We start from the raw sequence: 15,811 nt of genomic DNA on the forward strand, positions 1-15,811 counted from the left end.
CGACTCACGCCCCAGCTTTTCCACTTACCGATCTGTCCGAATTCTCGGCGCCACCTCTATCCGACTGTCCGAATTTGCGCGGCCACCTCTGAAGAACATTGCCGGTCAGCACTTTGTCGAAGTTGCCTGGGGCGTTCAGGTTCAGCGCGCCACTCACCGCTATGGATGCCGTGCCCAACTGCCCAAGCGCGCTGGCATTGAGCACGCCGCCGGAATCAATCAGCCACGGACCTGCAAACGCAGGAGAACCTGCCCTTTGCAAGGTGACATTGGCCGCGCGTCCAGCACTTCCGCGAGACCCGGACGCCAGTCATCTGCGGCCCGAAGTTTCCGCTATAGGTGCTGCCAAACAGCAGATGGCTGCTGCTCGCCAGCAGGTCCACCGTGCCACCTGCAAGCGACCGCTGAATCGCACTGCTCACTTAGCACCAGACAACCCTGTCATAGTCGACCGTTCGCCGATAGACGCTCCTTTCTTGCCATGTGGTGTATTCCATGTAGGCACAGCAGAGGACTACTATCCAGTTGCTCAAACACATGATTTCGTTTGCTCCTTTCGATGTTCCAGATATGCGCATTCCCGCAGCGCCGGAAACGGTCCTGTGGACGGGGGCGTCAACAAAAACCATTCGATCGGTTCTGCGTTTTGCAAAATTACCACTCGTCCATGGAGAAACAGTGGGCAAATGTGACGCGCAGAAATGAGGCGCAAACCGATTTAACGGGCCCCCAAGTCAATAGCGCTGTATCAGCAGGTGGCATTTCACCCCCGCCGCCCCCAGGTAGGGCCGAGCATTGAGTGCGACACGTGTCGACGCCAGCCGCGCGTCAAGCGGCAGGTAGTTTCCGGTAAAGGCTCCCTGGCCTTGTCTCACGCAGCGCAGCGGTCGGAAACGGTCGCAGTCCCGCGACCTGCTGTTCGCGTGCTGCGTGACGGCACCTCCTACCAACCAGTATCCGCCCCCTTGATGTTTGACGAAACACATACGGGCGCCCCCAATCAAATAACCGAGACCCTCCCCGTCTGGGGGGCTCGTTTATCGTTTGACACTTACTAACCTTCATTCACGACGTCACGCAATGCCACGAGCACGCGCCGACTCACTCAACCGCGGAAACTTGCGGACATCGGACAGTCACAAAAGGGGCGAAAGATCATGAGTATCCTGATGGTAGAAGCCGACGTCGCACAGGCCGCCAAAACCGAAAGAGTGCTGCATTCATGCGGGCACGACGTCATCAAGGTCACCCGTGGCGAGAGTGCCGTAAGGTTTTTAAAATACAACGCGGTCGACCTGGTGATTTTTGACTGGCAAGTGCCAGGCATGAGCGGATTCGATATATTGCACTGGATTCGTTCGCATCTGGGGGTCGAGCCCCCTTTCCTGTTTCTCACGCGCAGCATTCCCGAAGTCGAAATTGTTCATGCACTCGAAGCCGGGGCCGATGACTATGTGATCAAGCCATTCGATACAGCTGGGCTGGCCGCAAGAGTAAACGCACTATTACTCCGGGCCCAACGAAATTCGAAACCCGTTCAATCGATAAGGATTGGCGCGTACGTTCTGGACCCGACACAGCGGAACATTTCTTTCCAAGGTACCGCGGTCAAACTGACGACTAAAGAGTTCGACGTCATCGCCTGCCTCTTTGACAACGCGGGCCGGATAGTTTCACGAGCTCTTCTGGAAAAATTGGCGTGGGGTAAAACACTGGATGGCGGCTCCCGAACGATCGATACCCATATCTACCGGCTTCGCAGGAAGCTGCAGCTGCGTCCGGAAAACGGCGCGCGCCTCACCACTTTTTATGCGGACGGCTACAGACTGGATGATATTGGCCAGCCTCGCGCCGCAGTGATGACAGATCACGCGAACGATGGTGCTACCCAAAGCCTAATGCCAGTTCGTGACAAGATCCACTGCGAATTAGCAAATGAACCGGAAGGCAATTATCATTGTTAGCCGGTGTGCGGTCGAGTCCGCAGTACTAAAATTGGAGACCACGTGTACGCTGTCTGCATTGTGGTCTCCAACTGCTCGTCTCTCAGACCCCGCCGGGATCTCACTGCCTGAATTGCCCGCCTGCGTGATTGTCCTACCGGGTCAACACGCTAACGCCGTGCTGTTGCATGACGTTGTCGTCGCGATGTGACGAGGTGTCTCCTGCGCGGGACATTTCACCTTCCCTCCCTTGGCAGTGGATACGGTGGTCCCTCTTTTCCATCCGGTGATTGACTTCATCACGACGGTGATGTGCCCGTTCCAGCTCTCATGTGCCAACACGGTGCCGGTCAACCCGATCGAGAGTGCGGCGACAGCGGCCAGATAGCAGGTGAGCTTGTGCAGGTTCGGTTCCAGTTAGGTTGACGAGCGGCAGTTGCGGGTCACACCCATAACGCCGCTGATGACAATCACCTCGATCCGCGCCTTATAATATATGAAATTTTTGATATCACGATAGGAAACCTAATTATCATAGGCTCGGCGCGGGCTTTCCGTAACCACGCGCAAAGATCTCTATAATCGGCCTTTAAACGAGTTAATTGCCCAGTTCCCCGCTTCGCTTGGGTGCAGTCCGCCAAAGTCTCATCGTCGGGCTTTTCGTCGCCACCATGGAGCCCCGAGACCGCCGGATCTCCAGCCTCAAACCAGGTGAACGCCTTTCCTCTCGGGTGCGATGACGCGCGACGACGGACTGCTGCGGATCCGCTGCTCGCGGCCCGACCCTCCGAGCGAGTTGAATGCCTCGTAACGGCTGCGTGGGTTTGCAAAGATCACGAGGTAAGCATCGCGTCGAAGGCTATCGCGATCGACGCCAGTCCAGTGAAAATGAAGCCGCCATTAAGCAGATTGTTCGGCGCTCTCCGGTTTAAAAAGGCACGCAATCACCACGATGGCGAGAATTATCAAATTCCAAAGCAGGCAAACGGGAAATTGCTCATATTCATCGTGTGAGGCTGGATGCGTACATCAACTGCCAGGTGCTGACTGCCCCGCTGCTCGACGCCGTCGATCTCCACCCGCGTAGAGCCGGCACGCTGCAGGCCCAGCGCGACCGCCGCGGCATATGACAGGTCGATCACGCGGCCACGTGTGTAAGGTCCGCGATCGTTGATCCGCACGATGATTGATCGTGCGTTTCCGAGCGCAGTCACGCGTACCCATGAACCCAACGGCAGCGTGCGATGCGCTGCGGTAAGCGCACGCATGTCATAGCGTTCCCCACTAGCCGTCCGACGACCATTGAAAGCCTTGCCATACCAGGATGCAGAGCCGCATTGCTTGAAACGCAAGAGGGGGTCGGCAATCGACGACAGGTTCCAGCCTGCAATCGAGGAAGGTGCGCGTCCGAATGAGGTCGCAATGCTTGCCGGACTGTCGCCGGTGTTGACGCGATAGAAGCCTGGTGCAACAGGCGGCGTTGTATTCGTTGTCACGTAACCCGGATCACTAACACCAGCCGGCGATGTTCTCAACGGGGCGAGGGAGCAACCGCCAAGCGTTGCAGCAACGGCCGCAACGGCGACGAACGGGAAAACGGGGAATCGAGATTTACACCACTGATGCACTGTCTTCATCGAACCTACTGAATGAGATTAGTTGCCTTCAGGACCTTAAGCCCACGCCTGCTGAGAGCAGCGAACCCGGTAGTGTCGGCCTATGGCGGCGCCGCTTTCTCATCAAAACCCTATTGTGCGGACGGCGACGCCTGCGTGGCATCAGACCGTATTCGGCCATCATCGCCATCGCTGATACGCTTTCCGCGGCCAGCCGTTCGATCATCCGCTGCGTCTCTTCAGAGTCGTTCACAGAATGTCCCTCTTGCTGCTGCTCACGCGCTCGACCTTGAGTAACAATGTCTGCACGTATTCTTAGCGCACTCATCCTTTGATAAGCCTCAACGAGGATCGCACGGGAGGTTGTTCCGAGGTTCCTCTCAAAAAGCCTCTCACGGGAATTGCAAACAAGGAAGCTGTGCAGAAGGCCGTCTGACTGAGGTCGAAGTGCGTCGGAGAAAAACGTCGCCGAACGCAGACGAGTTCGAACGCCCTGCATTCGCCAACAGGAATATCTCTGCAATTGAATTCATGACCTCATCAGCGGCCGGATCACCGTCGCACGTGAGAACCAGCGATCGCGCGAGCGGGAGGAGGATCGTGTGCGCCCGCAATCAGAAGACTCGCGCGTGGCCAACGCCCGCTCAATTGCGTAGTCCAAACGATCACTTCGCTTCGCCGCAATCGTCAACAGAAGGAAAGTGGTGAGGTCTTGGTCAAAGAAGCACGCGCTCGACTCAAAGACCTTTGGCCCGAAGGATAACGCAAGGATGCCGATTCAGACATTCAAGAATTGTCAAGTTTCGAGCAGCAATCCGGAGCATCTATATGAAAGTTCTGTCGCGCAAGGCGCTGAGCTAAAATTCGCGCCGAACTACATAAAGCGCTTCGCGTGGTGCTGCATGTGAAGCAGAATCGCTGCACGCACCTGCGTGTCGAAGGCCTCGATCATCTCCGCGGCAGCCGCTACGCCTTGGTCACGAACCATGCTTTCCAGTCGCGCGCACTGTTCTTCTAAACCGCCCGTCCCGAAGACGCCTAGCGTACCGCGCAACGAGTGCAGTTCGGCAAGCATGCGCACCGCGTCGTTGTTCCGTTGCGTCACGGCGATCGTCTTGATCGACACCTCGAACGACGCGAGAAACGCCTGCCTCACTTCGTCGGGCAATGCCCGACCACCCAGCAAATCTTCCCCGGTATCTTCCGTCCGCGTAACGTCCGTCCGCATGTTGTCCACCTGCGGGGCAGCAGCCGGCAGCCCCGCCACCTCCGACATCGCCGTCCGCAGCCGTTCCAGCGATAGCGGTTTGCTGACCACCTGTGCGATGCCCACCGCCTCGCAGCGCTTGCGCTCCTCCAGCGTGGTGGCCGCCGTCGCCGCGATCACCGGCATTCCCGGCCAACGCGCGCGCGCCTCGCCCGCCAGCGTATAGCCGTCCATCTCCGGCATCGACAGGTCGGTCAGCAGCACGTCGAACCTCTCCGACACCAGTCGTGCGAGCGCCGTCTTGCCGTTTTCCGCCAGCACCGCCTCGCAGCCGAGCAGCTTCAGTTGTTCTTCTAACAGCATGCGGTTGCCCGTATGGTCCTCCACTGCCAGCACTTTCAGCGGGCGCTGCAGCACCTGCGGCATCTCGTGCGCCGACTCCAGCGGCGCGGCCCGCAATACATGCTGCAATGCGCTCGCCAGTCCCATCAGACCGAAACTCGACACACTCACGAGGCGGCCCGTCGCCACCGGCGATCCCGGACCTTCGGCGCTACAGTCGATCACCCAACGTGCCCCCTCGATCAGCCGGTTCTCTTCATCCGCATGCCACGTTTCGCGCTCGCCGCACAGGATAATCGCCGCCACCTCGTCCAGCGTCGCCTCGTCGATCTGCACCGGGTGCCGGGACGCGTGCACCGTCAGGCCCCACGCCCACAGCGCCGGCACCGCATACACATGCCATGCATCGGCCGCAGCGACGAACGCCACCGTCTCGCCGTCAAAACGCGGCATCGCAGGCGCGACTGCCTGTTTGCCCAGCGGCACCCGCGCGGTGAAGCAGCTACCTTTGCCCGGCTCGCTGCGCACCGTGATGGACCCGCCCATCGCCCGTGTGAGCCGTGCGCTTAGTGTGAGTCCGAGCCCCGTGCCGCCAAAGCGGCGGCTGATCGTCGTGTCCGCCTGGCTGAACGGCTCGAACACCGCCGCCTGCTGCTCCACCGTCATGCCAATGCCGCTGTCTTCCATCTCGATCAACAGCGTCGCGCTGTCCGCCACCGAAATCCGCAGCCTCACCTCGCCATGCTCGGTGAACTTGATAGCGTTCGACAGCAGGTTGTTGACGACCTGACCAAGTCGCGTCGGATCGCCCTGCATCGGCAGCGACGTCACCACGCCGAAATCGCCCGACAGCCGTACACCCTTCATACGCGCCAGCGGCCCGAACATCGTCAACGAGCGCGACGCCACCTCCAGCGCGTCGAAACCGATGTGCTCAAGCGTCATCTCGCCCGCTTCGATCTTCGAGAAATCCAGCACGTCGCTGATGATCGCGAGCAGTGCGTCTGACGACCCGCGGATCGTCTTCAGCCGGTCGCGCTGCAATGCGTCCAGCCGCGAATGCGACAGCAGTTCGAGGTTGCCGAGAATCGCGTTCAACGGCGTGCGGATCTCGTGGCTCATGGTCGCGAGAAAGGCCGACTTGGCGGCACTGGCCAGGTCCGCTGCCTCCCTCGCCTCGCGCAATGTCTGTTCGAGGCGTTTGTGAGCCGTCACGTCCGTGAACGACGTCACCAGCACGTCCTCGCCCCGGTAGCGCGCCGGCGCTACGCTCACCTCGAGGTCGACCAGGCCGCCGTCGCGCATGGGCAGCGTCAGCTCTTCGTGCGTAATGTCGTTGCCACTGCTCCCCTCGCGCTCCCTGTGTTGGCGGTAACGCGCGGCCACTTCGGCCGCCAGCGCCGGCACGACTACGCGCCTCGCCAACTCAACCATCGTCGGTCCGCAAAGCATCGGCGTCCCGCACTTCATCGCGATCAGCCCCAGACCCACCGGTGCCGTTTCGATCAGCGTCCGGCTGAGGTGCTCGCTTTCGAATACGCGTTCCGAGCGCTCGAGAACAGGCCGGAAAACGCGTCGCCTGAAATACGTCAGAAACGCCCATACCGCCGCGAGCGTAGCGATCGTCATCCCCGCGCTGACATAGATCTGCTTCTCAATGCCGACAGCGACATCACGCCACGTAAAGGTGTAAGCAAGCACCCAGCCCGTATCGCCGAGGCGTTCTGCAATCGTGAAAACACCGTCCCGCCAGACTTCGTGGCGAGTATTGCCGATCGTCTTCGCGATGTCCGATGCGTGCTCGAAATCCATGAGTGTGGAGTCCGCCTTACGGGCGGACGTGCTCGCGACAGTCTTCCCGTCGCTCGACACAATCAGATACGTGCCATCGAACCGGTCCACGCCCAGCGGCGCGGTCAGAAAATCCGGGGCGTATTCTGTCACCAATGTCGCGAACGGCAAACCATCATGGAAGGCAGGCGCAGCGAGGCGGATCGCCATCTTGCCGGTCAGCGGACTGACAGCAGGCGGCATCCAGAACATGGGAGGCCGTTGATCGGGTTGCCCCCTTGCACGGAGGTCAGCCAGGTTGTCGAGGCCGTCCGCGAGGGCCGCCATCAGACGCTGACGGTCGGCGTGCGTCGCGGTCAGGCGTGCGTCAGCGAATGAGGGCGAAGGCATGACGCCGGCAACATTGTGCCGCGTGCCGTAGAAATAACCGGGGAGCTGCTGCCCGCGTGCCAGTGAATGAACCGTACGAGCGCGACCAAGTAGCTCCGCAAGAGCCAGATAGCGACGTATATCATCGTCTGGCAGCCCGTCACCGTCGATACCGAATATCCATTGCGGCCACACCGCGGGCGACGGCTGAAGCGCGAATTGATACCCATGTGAACGAAAGCGTTCGACAAGCGTGGAATCGACCTGCGGGTTTTCTTGCCATGCCAGTTCGGCGCCGACGAGCCCGGTGCGGAAAGACTCTTCGCTTGCCCTGATCTGCCCCATAATCAGATCGCGGTCGACGATAAACGCCTGCCGCTCCTCGGCAAGATGCGCGCGTACAGCCGCCATCGTGGCGAGCGCGAACGCGAGCAGCATCATTATCGTCGTCAGCAGCCCGCTGCCGAATACAAGTAGCCGCTTGTAGCGGCGCAGCTGATTCAAGGCGTTATGTTGTGGACTGGACGACATGGCGACACCGGTTCATGCTCTGTGTAAGCAGCGCGTCGCAGGTGATTCCGTGGCGCGCTCGTTGAACACGATTATCACGGCACGAAGCGCAGTCTGGAGCAGACGGTCTCGCAAATCTGACTTGAATGATTCAAAATGCAATCACAATCAGACCCGTAAAAATATGACTGTCTGCCTACGGTGTCACTCCGGGTTTGAGGCCGGGTCAGTCTCCGGTACATTCACAATCGATCACGCCTCGGTTCATCCTTATTTTGCGGAGGGCTGCATGAGCAAAATGAAGATCCGCCTCATACTCGCCGACGATCATCCCGCATTGCTTTCGGGCATCAAACACGATCTATCTGCACTTCCCACTCTGGATGTGGTCGGTACAGCCGCAAACTCCGGCGAGATTGTCAAACTGCTGAACGCAGTCGCCTGTGATGTCCTCATCACCGATTACGCAATGCCCGGTGGAGAGTACGGCGATGGCATCACTCTGCTGACCTATCTGCGGAGAACTTATCCGAAGCTCAGGATCGTGGTCTTCACAACGATAGAAAACTCCGCCATCACCCAGGAGATCGCAAAGCTTGGAGTGCATGCGGTATTGAGCAAATCCCAGGACACAGGCCATTTGATCTCCGCGGTTCATGCGGTGTACGCCGGGGCTACGTACTTTCGCTCGACGTCGCGCGGAGAGGGTGCGCTTCCGGAGCCCACGGCCACCGGGGACGCACGTACGCGGAAACTGTCCCCACGTGAAATGGAAGTCGTCCGGATGTTTGTGTCGGGTCTGTCCATCAACGAAATCGCCGAGCGACTGCATCGCACAAAACAGACGATCAGTTCGCAGAAGAACCGGGCAATGCGCAAACTCGGTATAGACCGAGACGCTGATTTATTTCGTTTTGCATACGAAACGGGACTTGAGGTGGCGACAGACGCCCCCAAACCGGATGAATGAGCGATCCCATCGCCGAAGAACCGCCAGTCGTGAACCCGTTGCCGCAGGGCATGCCTTTACCGGGCTCGCCTATGGCCAGCCCGGTTCCTGACGAATACGCCCCGTCTTGAGTATCGCGTCTCGGACAACCCAACACGATACCGCTGAGACTTAAACGACATTTCGAACAAGTCAGACAAATTTTCGGTTCGAATTTGTCCAATTCTAAATTGGCGCCACTTCATGGACGATACATTGAAGGCCCCTGGGAAGTTACGGGATACCGCAGACAATCGTTTGAGAGCCGCCATGAGAATCAACCTGATACTTGCCGACGACCATCCGGTCTTGATAGCCGGAGTCAAGCATGAATTATCCTTGGTGCACACGCTTAATGTCGTGGGAACGGCACGTGATTCAACTGAAATCGTCGATTTCTTGTCGCGGGTACCGTGCGATATTCTCATCACAGACTATGCGATGCCGGGCGGAGAATACGGTGACGGCATGGCCATGCTGTCTTTTTTGCGGCGCCGCCATCCTGACATCAAGATTGTCGTATTCACAACCATCGATAACATGGCCATTGCTGCCGAAATGCGGAGAATCGGCATTCATTCCGTGCTGAACAAGACAAAGGATATCGGTCATCTGATTACCGCGATTCATGCTGTGCACGCGGGCGCAACCTATTTTTCCCCCAGCATGAGCAGGCATGTCGAGGCGGGCAAACCCATGCAGTTCCTAACCAAATGCCTATCCGATCTTTCGAGTCGGGAAACAGAGGTCGTGCGCCTCTATGTAGCCGGGACAACGATTAACGAAATAGCTGCGCAATTGAATCGGACGAAGCAGACCGTGAGCGCGCAAAAAAAGGCTGCAATGCGTAAGCTGGGCATCGAGCGTGACGCCGATCTATTCAGGTTTGCATTCGAAAGCGGATTTGCCGATTCCGTCAATCAGGTAGAGTCCACACCCGAGAAGGCATTGCCGCGCTAACTGCAAGTGCTGGTGGCGTGTAACTATCAATAACTCGAAGCCGCCCTATCGTCGATCGTTTTTCGGGCGTTCTCATCGGTGATGCTGTGCTGACGCCCGGGCTTAGGGGTGCCCCAGAATTTGGCGAACGTGTCCGATATGAAGGCAAAATGGAGTAATCGAAGCACTACTTGCCAGCAACGCAGAGTACGTTGATTCGCGGGACCTTGTCCACGGATTCGATGTAGCTGCCGGTGCGGCCGCTTCAGCCAGAAGTCAAAGATTGAGATCCTGAACACCCCAATCAACGCGAATCTGCTTATACGCAGGCGAAAAAAACACTGAATCAAAACGACGTTCGGCTCGGATCTAGTTTTTCACCGGTGCTGGCGAGGCGCCAAGGGATGACGCTGCCCAATCTGACGCGCTGGAGAACAGCGTCACAACGGTTCGCTGCGCGCATACCTTGACGATTGGTGTCAATGTGTCAGATTGCTCGCGTCGCACGCTGAGGCGCATTCCGGTCACCCCATTTCCGATCAGTATGTCAGGGTATGGGGGCATGATCTGTTTGCGACGTGTCCGATATCAAGTGCCCATCGGAAGGCTTATTCTGTGCCCCAGATTCTTTTGGAGGTGGCCCTGAGTCCATCTGGCTTGATCGAAGTAACACAACTTCACTATCGTGCCGGCATCACACATCACAGCCACTGCCAGCACTATCCGCGGCATCCGTTTTCCGCGCTGCGAAATACATTTGCCGCACGTCGCCCGGCATGAGGTCGCTGTCGGATAAAACGCAGTTTGGGATGGATTCCTTCTACACAATGGGTGCGCTGGCGCTATTGCTACTTCTGTCCGGTGTCGCCGTGGTGTGGCTTGGATAGATGGCGCGCATCAAACCGCCTTCGATGGTTTTTTATTCATGGACTCTTTACACGCTCTGTTATTGCTGTCGGTGACGCTGGCCTTGTATTGCGCCGTTATTGCGTGGCTTGACTAGACGGTGGTGTCGCTTGGGGTCAGCGATGCTTCCCGCTTCAGCTGCGGCCACGCTGCCAGCCAGTCCCGCAATTCAAGCCTCAGCTCTTTCATCAGCCGGGTTTCATTCGCGCGCTGGTGGAGTACTTCCTCCTCGTCTAGACCCTGTTCCGCCTATTCGCACTTGAGCGTGGACAATGCGGCGTCCATGCTCATTACCGCACCTGCTTTTTCTAATGTCGGGTCAATCCAGCCGTACGCGACGCCCGTCCATCACGGTTCTGATGTGCTGGACGCACTGTAAGGTTGACGCGCGAAAGCGGTCCGCGAAGGGGTTACGACGGGCATAAGCGCAAGCGGGGCAGCAAGGTTCATATGGCGGTCGACACGCTGGTCCTTGCTTGCGCCGCCCATTTCGCCGGCCAACGAGCACGAGCATGCACAAGTGGCCGAGCGTGGGCGTCAGATTCAGGATGTTACCGCTCAAACGGTGCAACTTGCATTTGCCGATCAGGCCTATACAGGCGACTCTGCCTTGGGGCCGCACGTGACGAACGCATTGAGCTGCAGGTCATCAAGCTGCCCGAAGCGAAGAAGGGCTTCGTGCTGCTGGATGGCTGAGCCAGCTTCGACTGGCTCAACCGGTTCAGGCGCCTCGCATGCGACTACGAGCGCCTGCCCGCAATCCTGGCAGGGCTGCGCTTCGCGCATCCTCGCCATGGTCATGCTCGTTCATGCGGACCGGTAATGAGAATTGCCTAACACTCCAGCTGCGCAAAGTAGCGGCTGACGCGTTTCATGGTTCTAGCGGCTCGACGCCGGGAAGAATCATGCGGCAGTTTGCCCGGCTTTCTGGTGCAGCCGTTCCCGCACCCGGGCGAGCGTTGGGCGCCAGTCGCCGTAGCGTTCCTGATGGAACACTTCAATACTTGGATACCATGGGCACTGACCACTTTGTGCGAGCCATCTCCACTCGCCCGTGTAGCGGTTCAGGAGCCAGCTTGTAACTCCGACTGCGCCCGCAAGGTGCACAACCGATGTGTCGACACTGATAACGAGATCCAGCGTTTTCGCCAGAGCCGCCGTATCATGAAAATCGTGTACATCGTTCATCCAGTTGATGAGCGACGTGCCCTCGAAAAGCGCTGGATCAGCGTCTTTCTGCAGGCTGAACCATTGCACCCCGGGGATATCGAGCAAGATACGGATGTCGTCGAAGGCAACGTTGCGCATGGTGTTGTCTGCGAGCCCGCTGCTGCTACCCCACGTCAGACCAACGCGTAAGGCCGGTGACAGAGACCGTTCGCGCGTTTGCCAAGCGGCGATGCGATTCTCGTCCGGAAGCAGATATCTGGTGTCTGGTTTCAGATCGTCCAGCCTCACGCCTAAAAGTGCTGGCAGTGACGGCAAACTTGCATAGTGAGTAAGAGGCCTTCGGGCAGGAGGCATTGTTCCGGTCACGGCAATGTCCGGTCCAAAACTCCGTGCAAGCAGATCGACTAACGGCTTTTGTACTGCCAACGTGATGCCATCAAACCAGGTACCCAGTCGCTGCACGAAGCGACAGAACTGGATCGTGTCACCAAGCCCTTGCTCACATTCCACGAGAATCCGGCTGCCTATCGGTACCGCATTGCCGTCCCATTGTTGCAAGCCGGGTGGGCAGGCTGGCACGTCATTGTGCGCCTCACGACGAAATTCGTAGAGCGGCCAGCCTTCGCCGTACAGGCCTTCGCGTAACAGCGTGGTACCTAGCGTGTAACGGACTCCCGCGAGCTGCCGCTGGAGAAATACTCCGTCAGCGCTGGCATCGGCTTCTGCGAGAGAGCATGCCTTTCTCAACCACGTGATAGCTACATCGTTCGCACCCATATGACGCTGATTGAGTGCCACGGCAACGAGCAGATTTATATTGTCTGGCGCATATCGGAGGGCCGTCTCGAAGTGTGTGGAGGCTGCGGAGAACTCGCCCCGAGTGGCAAGGTCCTGTGCCACTGCCTGTTCGGACAGCGCAAGATTGTTACTTGCCGCTTGATGACCCGGCCTTAACGCAAGCGCACGGCGGAAGGCATCGGACGCCTTTGCATAATGCCTCTGTCGATAGTACAGGTCGCCGAAATTGTTCATGATGTCGGGGTTCGTCGGCTCTAGTCTGGCAGCCTCGTTCAGGCATTCGGTTGCCGCCGGGAAGTTGCCCTTTTCCATGCTCAGTCGCCCCGGTTATTCCACAGGTCACCGGATCGTGGATGCAGGCGGCATCCTTCTTCGAACAGGCCAAGCGCTTCTTCTTGCCGGCCGGCGCGAATGAGTGCGACGGCTTGCTGATTGAACGTATTGGCGTCGCGGATAGCTGTGTGACGCCGAGGAACCAATTTGTTCAACAGGGCGGATGGGGTGGTTTTGCGTGTCGACCTTGGTGGCTGCATGAATGTCGGATCCCGTTTGTTTGCGAGGGGCTGCGCGGAAATCTGCCCAGACGTGTTCGTGGACGAATGTTGTGGAGAGGGCCAGAGTACCGATTCGATGTGCTTGTGCCTGAATGGTAACGCGCGCTGTCCGAGAGTAATTGTCAAGCAATCTGAATTGTCCGCGCCTGGCTTGCAACCGAGCGCTGTCAAACGTGTCGATTTGCGTCATTGCATCCAGCCTCCAGGGGCCGTTTTTTGTCCCGGGCTTAGCGACCTCCGGTGCGCTGCTTCGCCGTCAATTGCACGTTGGTAAACCTTGAAGGGCGTACAGCTTCCTGCCGTACGCGTGTTTGCCGTAGATAACACCTTCCTTGACTGGTGAGAACAGTCGGGGCAATACGCGCGAGCGTGTTGGCGAGTGCTGGCCCGCGTCAGTCCGGCACACGGATATTGAATGGCTTTCCCGGTACCCAAGCCCAGGTCGCAATGACCTTTGCGCCTGCGGGTCCGGCAGTGGTGACATGGACGACACCAGCCGGCATCCGATAGCTCTCGCCTGCATGAACGACTTGTGTGGACTGACCATCGACCTGCACCGTTACCTCGCCTTCGAGCACGTAGGCGACCTCAGGCCCCGTCGCCTTATGTCGAGGCTTTGACGCGTTGGGAGGAAATTCGGCAATGCCCATGCACATCTCGCGATCTGTTCCCGCGATTGCGACTCGTTGCAAAACGACAGTATCCTTGGCCGCAGGGGCTTTATCGGCAGCTTCGACGGGCTGAATGCTCATCAGGGCCGGCAGGATAAGAGGAAGGTAGAAAAAGCGTTTCATTGGAGAGTCTCCAGGTTCATTGTTAGCCGTTGGCCAGTGACGTGAGAATCTGGTATGCAGCGGTTACTCGATCATCGATCGGGAAGTTCTTATTGGCGAGAATCACGATTCCCAATCGCTTCTGCGGAATGAATGCGACATAAGCGCCGAAGCCATTGGTCGAACCGGTTTTGTTGATCCAGACATCCTTGCGTGAATCCAGCGGCGGCTTGATTTCAGTAACCGGTGTTGCGTTGAAGATCATCGCTGACGAGTTCCCTTCCAGAAGGGTCTTTAATGTGACGGGATACTGATATTGCTCCCAGATGAGATCCTGTGTCATTGGCCCCGCTTTAAAGTAGCCGGTGTGTGTATCGGTGATTGCTCGCTGAAACTTCCGGTCTAACCGGATCAGATTCATATTGGCTTCCACGAAGCGAATCATGTCGGCCGCGGTTGACTTAACGCCGTAGGCTTCAGACGACAGTACGCCTGGCGCCATCCTGATCGGCGCGCCGTCTTTTGTGTAGCCTTGCGCGTAGTCGGGCAATTTCGCAGCGGGCACGTTGATGTACGTGCTCTTCATGCCGAGCGCCGGAAACAGTTGACGTTCCATCAACCCGTCAAAATCCTCACCCATGCTCTTCGCCGTGATCAGACCGAGCGTTCCGATGCCGATATTGGAGTAAGTCCGATAGGTCCCCGGCGCATAGGTGGGCTGCCATTCTTTAAAATATTGCATCAGCTGATCGTTGTTGCTGATGTCGTCGGGTGCCTGCAACGGGAGGCCACCCGGAGTGTGCGTACCTAGATTGAGGAGACTCACGTTGCCGAACGGACTGTTCTGCAGAGAGGGGAGAAACTTGCTTGTCGGATCCGACAGAGACAGATAGCCGCTAACCTGCGCATACGACGCCAGCATCGCCGTCAAAGTCTTGCTGACGGAACCGAGTTCGAACAAGGTATCGCGCGTGACGGGCTTTCTTGTTTCCGTCGACGCCAGGCCATAGTTGAAAACGTAGTGCCTGTCCCCGTCGATGATGCCGACCGCCATACCACGAATGCCGTTGTCCGCGATAACCGGCTCTATGGCGCGGTTCACTGCACTCCTGATTCTGCCTTGCTGATCGTCCTCCGCGTGGCTGACGGGTGTAATCGTGCATGGCAACGCGGTCAGCACCATAAGGCTTACGGCTCTTAATTTCATTGACTTGAACCTCCAACTTCTAGCGTTAATTTTTACCTGCCCCGTCGCCGTGCGACCAAACCACATCGAACTCCGCCCGCACAACGGGTTCAACAGCCGGGCGGAAAACTTGCATCAACCGACCGGAGCCCGGAAGAAGGTGACGGGCCGCGCCTGGCTGCAATCCCGACGAACTCTTCTCCCCGGGACGCATCCTGCCTTAGCTGCTCGATCATTTCCCGTCGTTTCTTGGGAGAAACGCGAAGCAAAAGATTCATTGTTGCAATGAACTCCCGCTCTTCATGTTCACCCAGATTGACGAAGGCAAGTAACGCCCCAACTATTGCATTCCGCTTGTCATTCGGATTTTTCATTTTGGATTTCTATAAATGTCACGCAACACCTGCACAGCCAACGAGACGCAAGCAGTTTCAGCCGTTGATTCCAGGATAAGTAGCTTCACACGGTCCCGCTCAAGCCTGCCATATCCGACCAGAAAACGATAAGGTCAAGAGAGACTCTTCTCATACGTCTTCTGTTATTTTTCCAGACGCACGTACGCGCCCGGCTATTGCGCCTCGCACCGCCGGATACGATTATCTATAGATTGGGAAAGCGGTTTTGGAGGAACGACAGATAAGGCGGTCTGTCGCCGTATTTACCAGCGCGCATTTCGTAGGCCGCGACCGGCACATCGCAGGATAGACTGGAAAGTAGGT

General features: G+C 57.9%; 9 protein-coding genes and 1 pseudogene. 4 read left to right on the forward strand and 6 right to left on the reverse strand.

Annotation, left to right across the window (positions count from 1 at the left end):
- The first annotated feature begins 1,157 nt into the window (after positions 1 to 1,157).
- Complete coding sequence (locus PQR02_RS37320; RefSeq protein ID WP_408242866.1) at positions 1,158 to 1,964, forward strand: response regulator transcription factor; 807 nt, start codon at positions 1,158 to 1,160, stop codon at positions 1,962 to 1,964.
- A gap of 944 nt (positions 1,965 to 2,908) precedes the next feature.
- Here the strand turns inward: PQR02_RS37320 and PQR02_RS37325 are convergent.
- Entirely contained in the window at positions 2,909 to 3,580 is a 672-nt protein-coding gene (locus PQR02_RS37325) for a septal ring lytic transglycosylase RlpA family protein (RefSeq protein ID WP_408242867.1), read from the reverse strand.
- A gap of 853 nt (positions 3,581 to 4,433) precedes the next feature.
- On the reverse strand, positions 4,434 to 7,799 hold the full coding sequence (locus tag PQR02_RS37330; RefSeq protein WP_408242868.1) for a hybrid sensor histidine kinase/response regulator: 3,366 nt from the start codon (positions 7,797 to 7,799) through the stop codon (positions 4,434 to 4,436).
- Positions 7,800 to 8,076: 277 nt separating this feature from the next.
- Here PQR02_RS37330 and PQR02_RS37335 point away from each other — a divergent pair, with 277 nt between their 5' ends.
- The 3 genes and pseudogenes from PQR02_RS37335 to PQR02_RS37345 all read left to right on the forward strand — a co-directional run.
- On the forward strand, positions 8,077 to 8,748 hold the full coding sequence (locus PQR02_RS37335; protein WP_408242873.1) for a response regulator: 672 nt from the start codon (positions 8,077 to 8,079) through the stop codon (positions 8,746 to 8,748).
- 288 nt (positions 8,749 to 9,036) lie between these two features.
- Complete coding sequence (locus PQR02_RS37340) at positions 9,037 to 9,726, forward strand: response regulator (RefSeq protein ID WP_408242874.1); 690 nt, start codon at positions 9,037 to 9,039, stop codon at positions 9,724 to 9,726.
- Between the two features lie 1,251 nt (positions 9,727 to 10,977).
- Positions 10,978 to 11,391, forward strand: a pseudogene (locus tag PQR02_RS37345) (transposase); the annotation flags it as partial.
- Positions 11,392 to 11,514: 123 nt separating this feature from the next.
- Here the strand turns inward: PQR02_RS37345 and PQR02_RS37350 are convergent.
- From PQR02_RS37350 to PQR02_RS37365, 4 genes are all read right to left on the reverse strand, one after another.
- Positions 11,515 to 12,891, reverse strand: a complete 1,377-nt coding sequence (locus tag PQR02_RS37350; RefSeq protein WP_408242869.1) for a tetratricopeptide repeat-containing glycosyltransferase family protein — start codon at positions 12,889 to 12,891, stop codon at positions 11,515 to 11,517.
- A gap of 634 nt (positions 12,892 to 13,525) precedes the next feature.
- Positions 13,526 to 13,927, reverse strand: a complete 402-nt coding sequence (locus tag PQR02_RS37355; protein ID WP_408242870.1) for a cupin domain-containing protein — start codon at positions 13,925 to 13,927, stop codon at positions 13,526 to 13,528.
- Positions 13,928 to 13,949: 22 nt separating this feature from the next.
- A complete protein-coding gene (ampC, locus tag PQR02_RS37360; RefSeq protein ID WP_408242871.1) occupies positions 13,950 to 15,113 on the reverse strand; it encodes a class C beta-lactamase in 1,164 nt (387 codons plus the stop codon).
- Positions 15,114 to 15,202: 89 nt separating this feature from the next.
- Positions 15,203 to 15,466 (reverse strand): hypothetical protein, encoded by a 264-nt coding sequence (locus PQR02_RS37365; RefSeq protein WP_408242872.1) that lies wholly within the window; start codon positions 15,464 to 15,466, stop codon positions 15,203 to 15,205.
- Positions 15,467 to 15,811: the final 345 nt, after the last annotated feature.

Origin of the sequence: Paraburkholderia sediminicola, assembly GCF_046026895.1 — a bacterium.
Lineage (GTDB): Bacteria > Pseudomonadota > Gammaproteobacteria > Burkholderiales > Burkholderiaceae > Paraburkholderia > Paraburkholderia sediminicola_C.

Coding starts and splice junctions, on each gene's coding strand:
- PQR02_RS37320 (WP_408242866.1), top strand. CDS start 1,158: ATGAGTATCCTGATGGTAGAAGCCGACGTCGCACAGGCCGCCAAAACC.
- PQR02_RS37325 (WP_408242867.1), bottom strand. CDS start 3,580: ATGAAGACAGTGCATCAGTGGTGTAAATCTCGATTCCCCGTTTTCCCG.
- PQR02_RS37330 (WP_408242868.1), bottom strand. CDS start 7,799: ATGTCGTCCAGTCCACAACATAACGCCTTGAATCAGCTGCGCCGCTAC.
- PQR02_RS37335 (WP_408242873.1), top strand. CDS start 8,077: ATGAAGATCCGCCTCATACTCGCCGACGATCATCCCGCATTGCTTTCG.
- PQR02_RS37340 (WP_408242874.1), top strand. CDS start 9,037: ATGAGAATCAACCTGATACTTGCCGACGACCATCCGGTCTTGATAGCC.
- PQR02_RS37350 (WP_408242869.1), bottom strand. CDS start 12,891: ATGGAAAAGGGCAACTTCCCGGCGGCAACCGAATGCCTGAACGAGGCT.
- PQR02_RS37355 (WP_408242870.1), bottom strand. CDS start 13,927: ATGAAACGCTTTTTCTACCTTCCTCTTATCCTGCCGGCCCTGATGAGC.
- ampC (WP_408242871.1), bottom strand. CDS start 15,113: ATGAAATTAAGAGCCGTAAGCCTTATGGTGCTGACCGCGTTGCCATGC.
- PQR02_RS37365 (WP_408242872.1), bottom strand. CDS start 15,466: ATGAAAAATCCGAATGACAAGCGGAATGCAATAGTTGGGGCGTTACTT.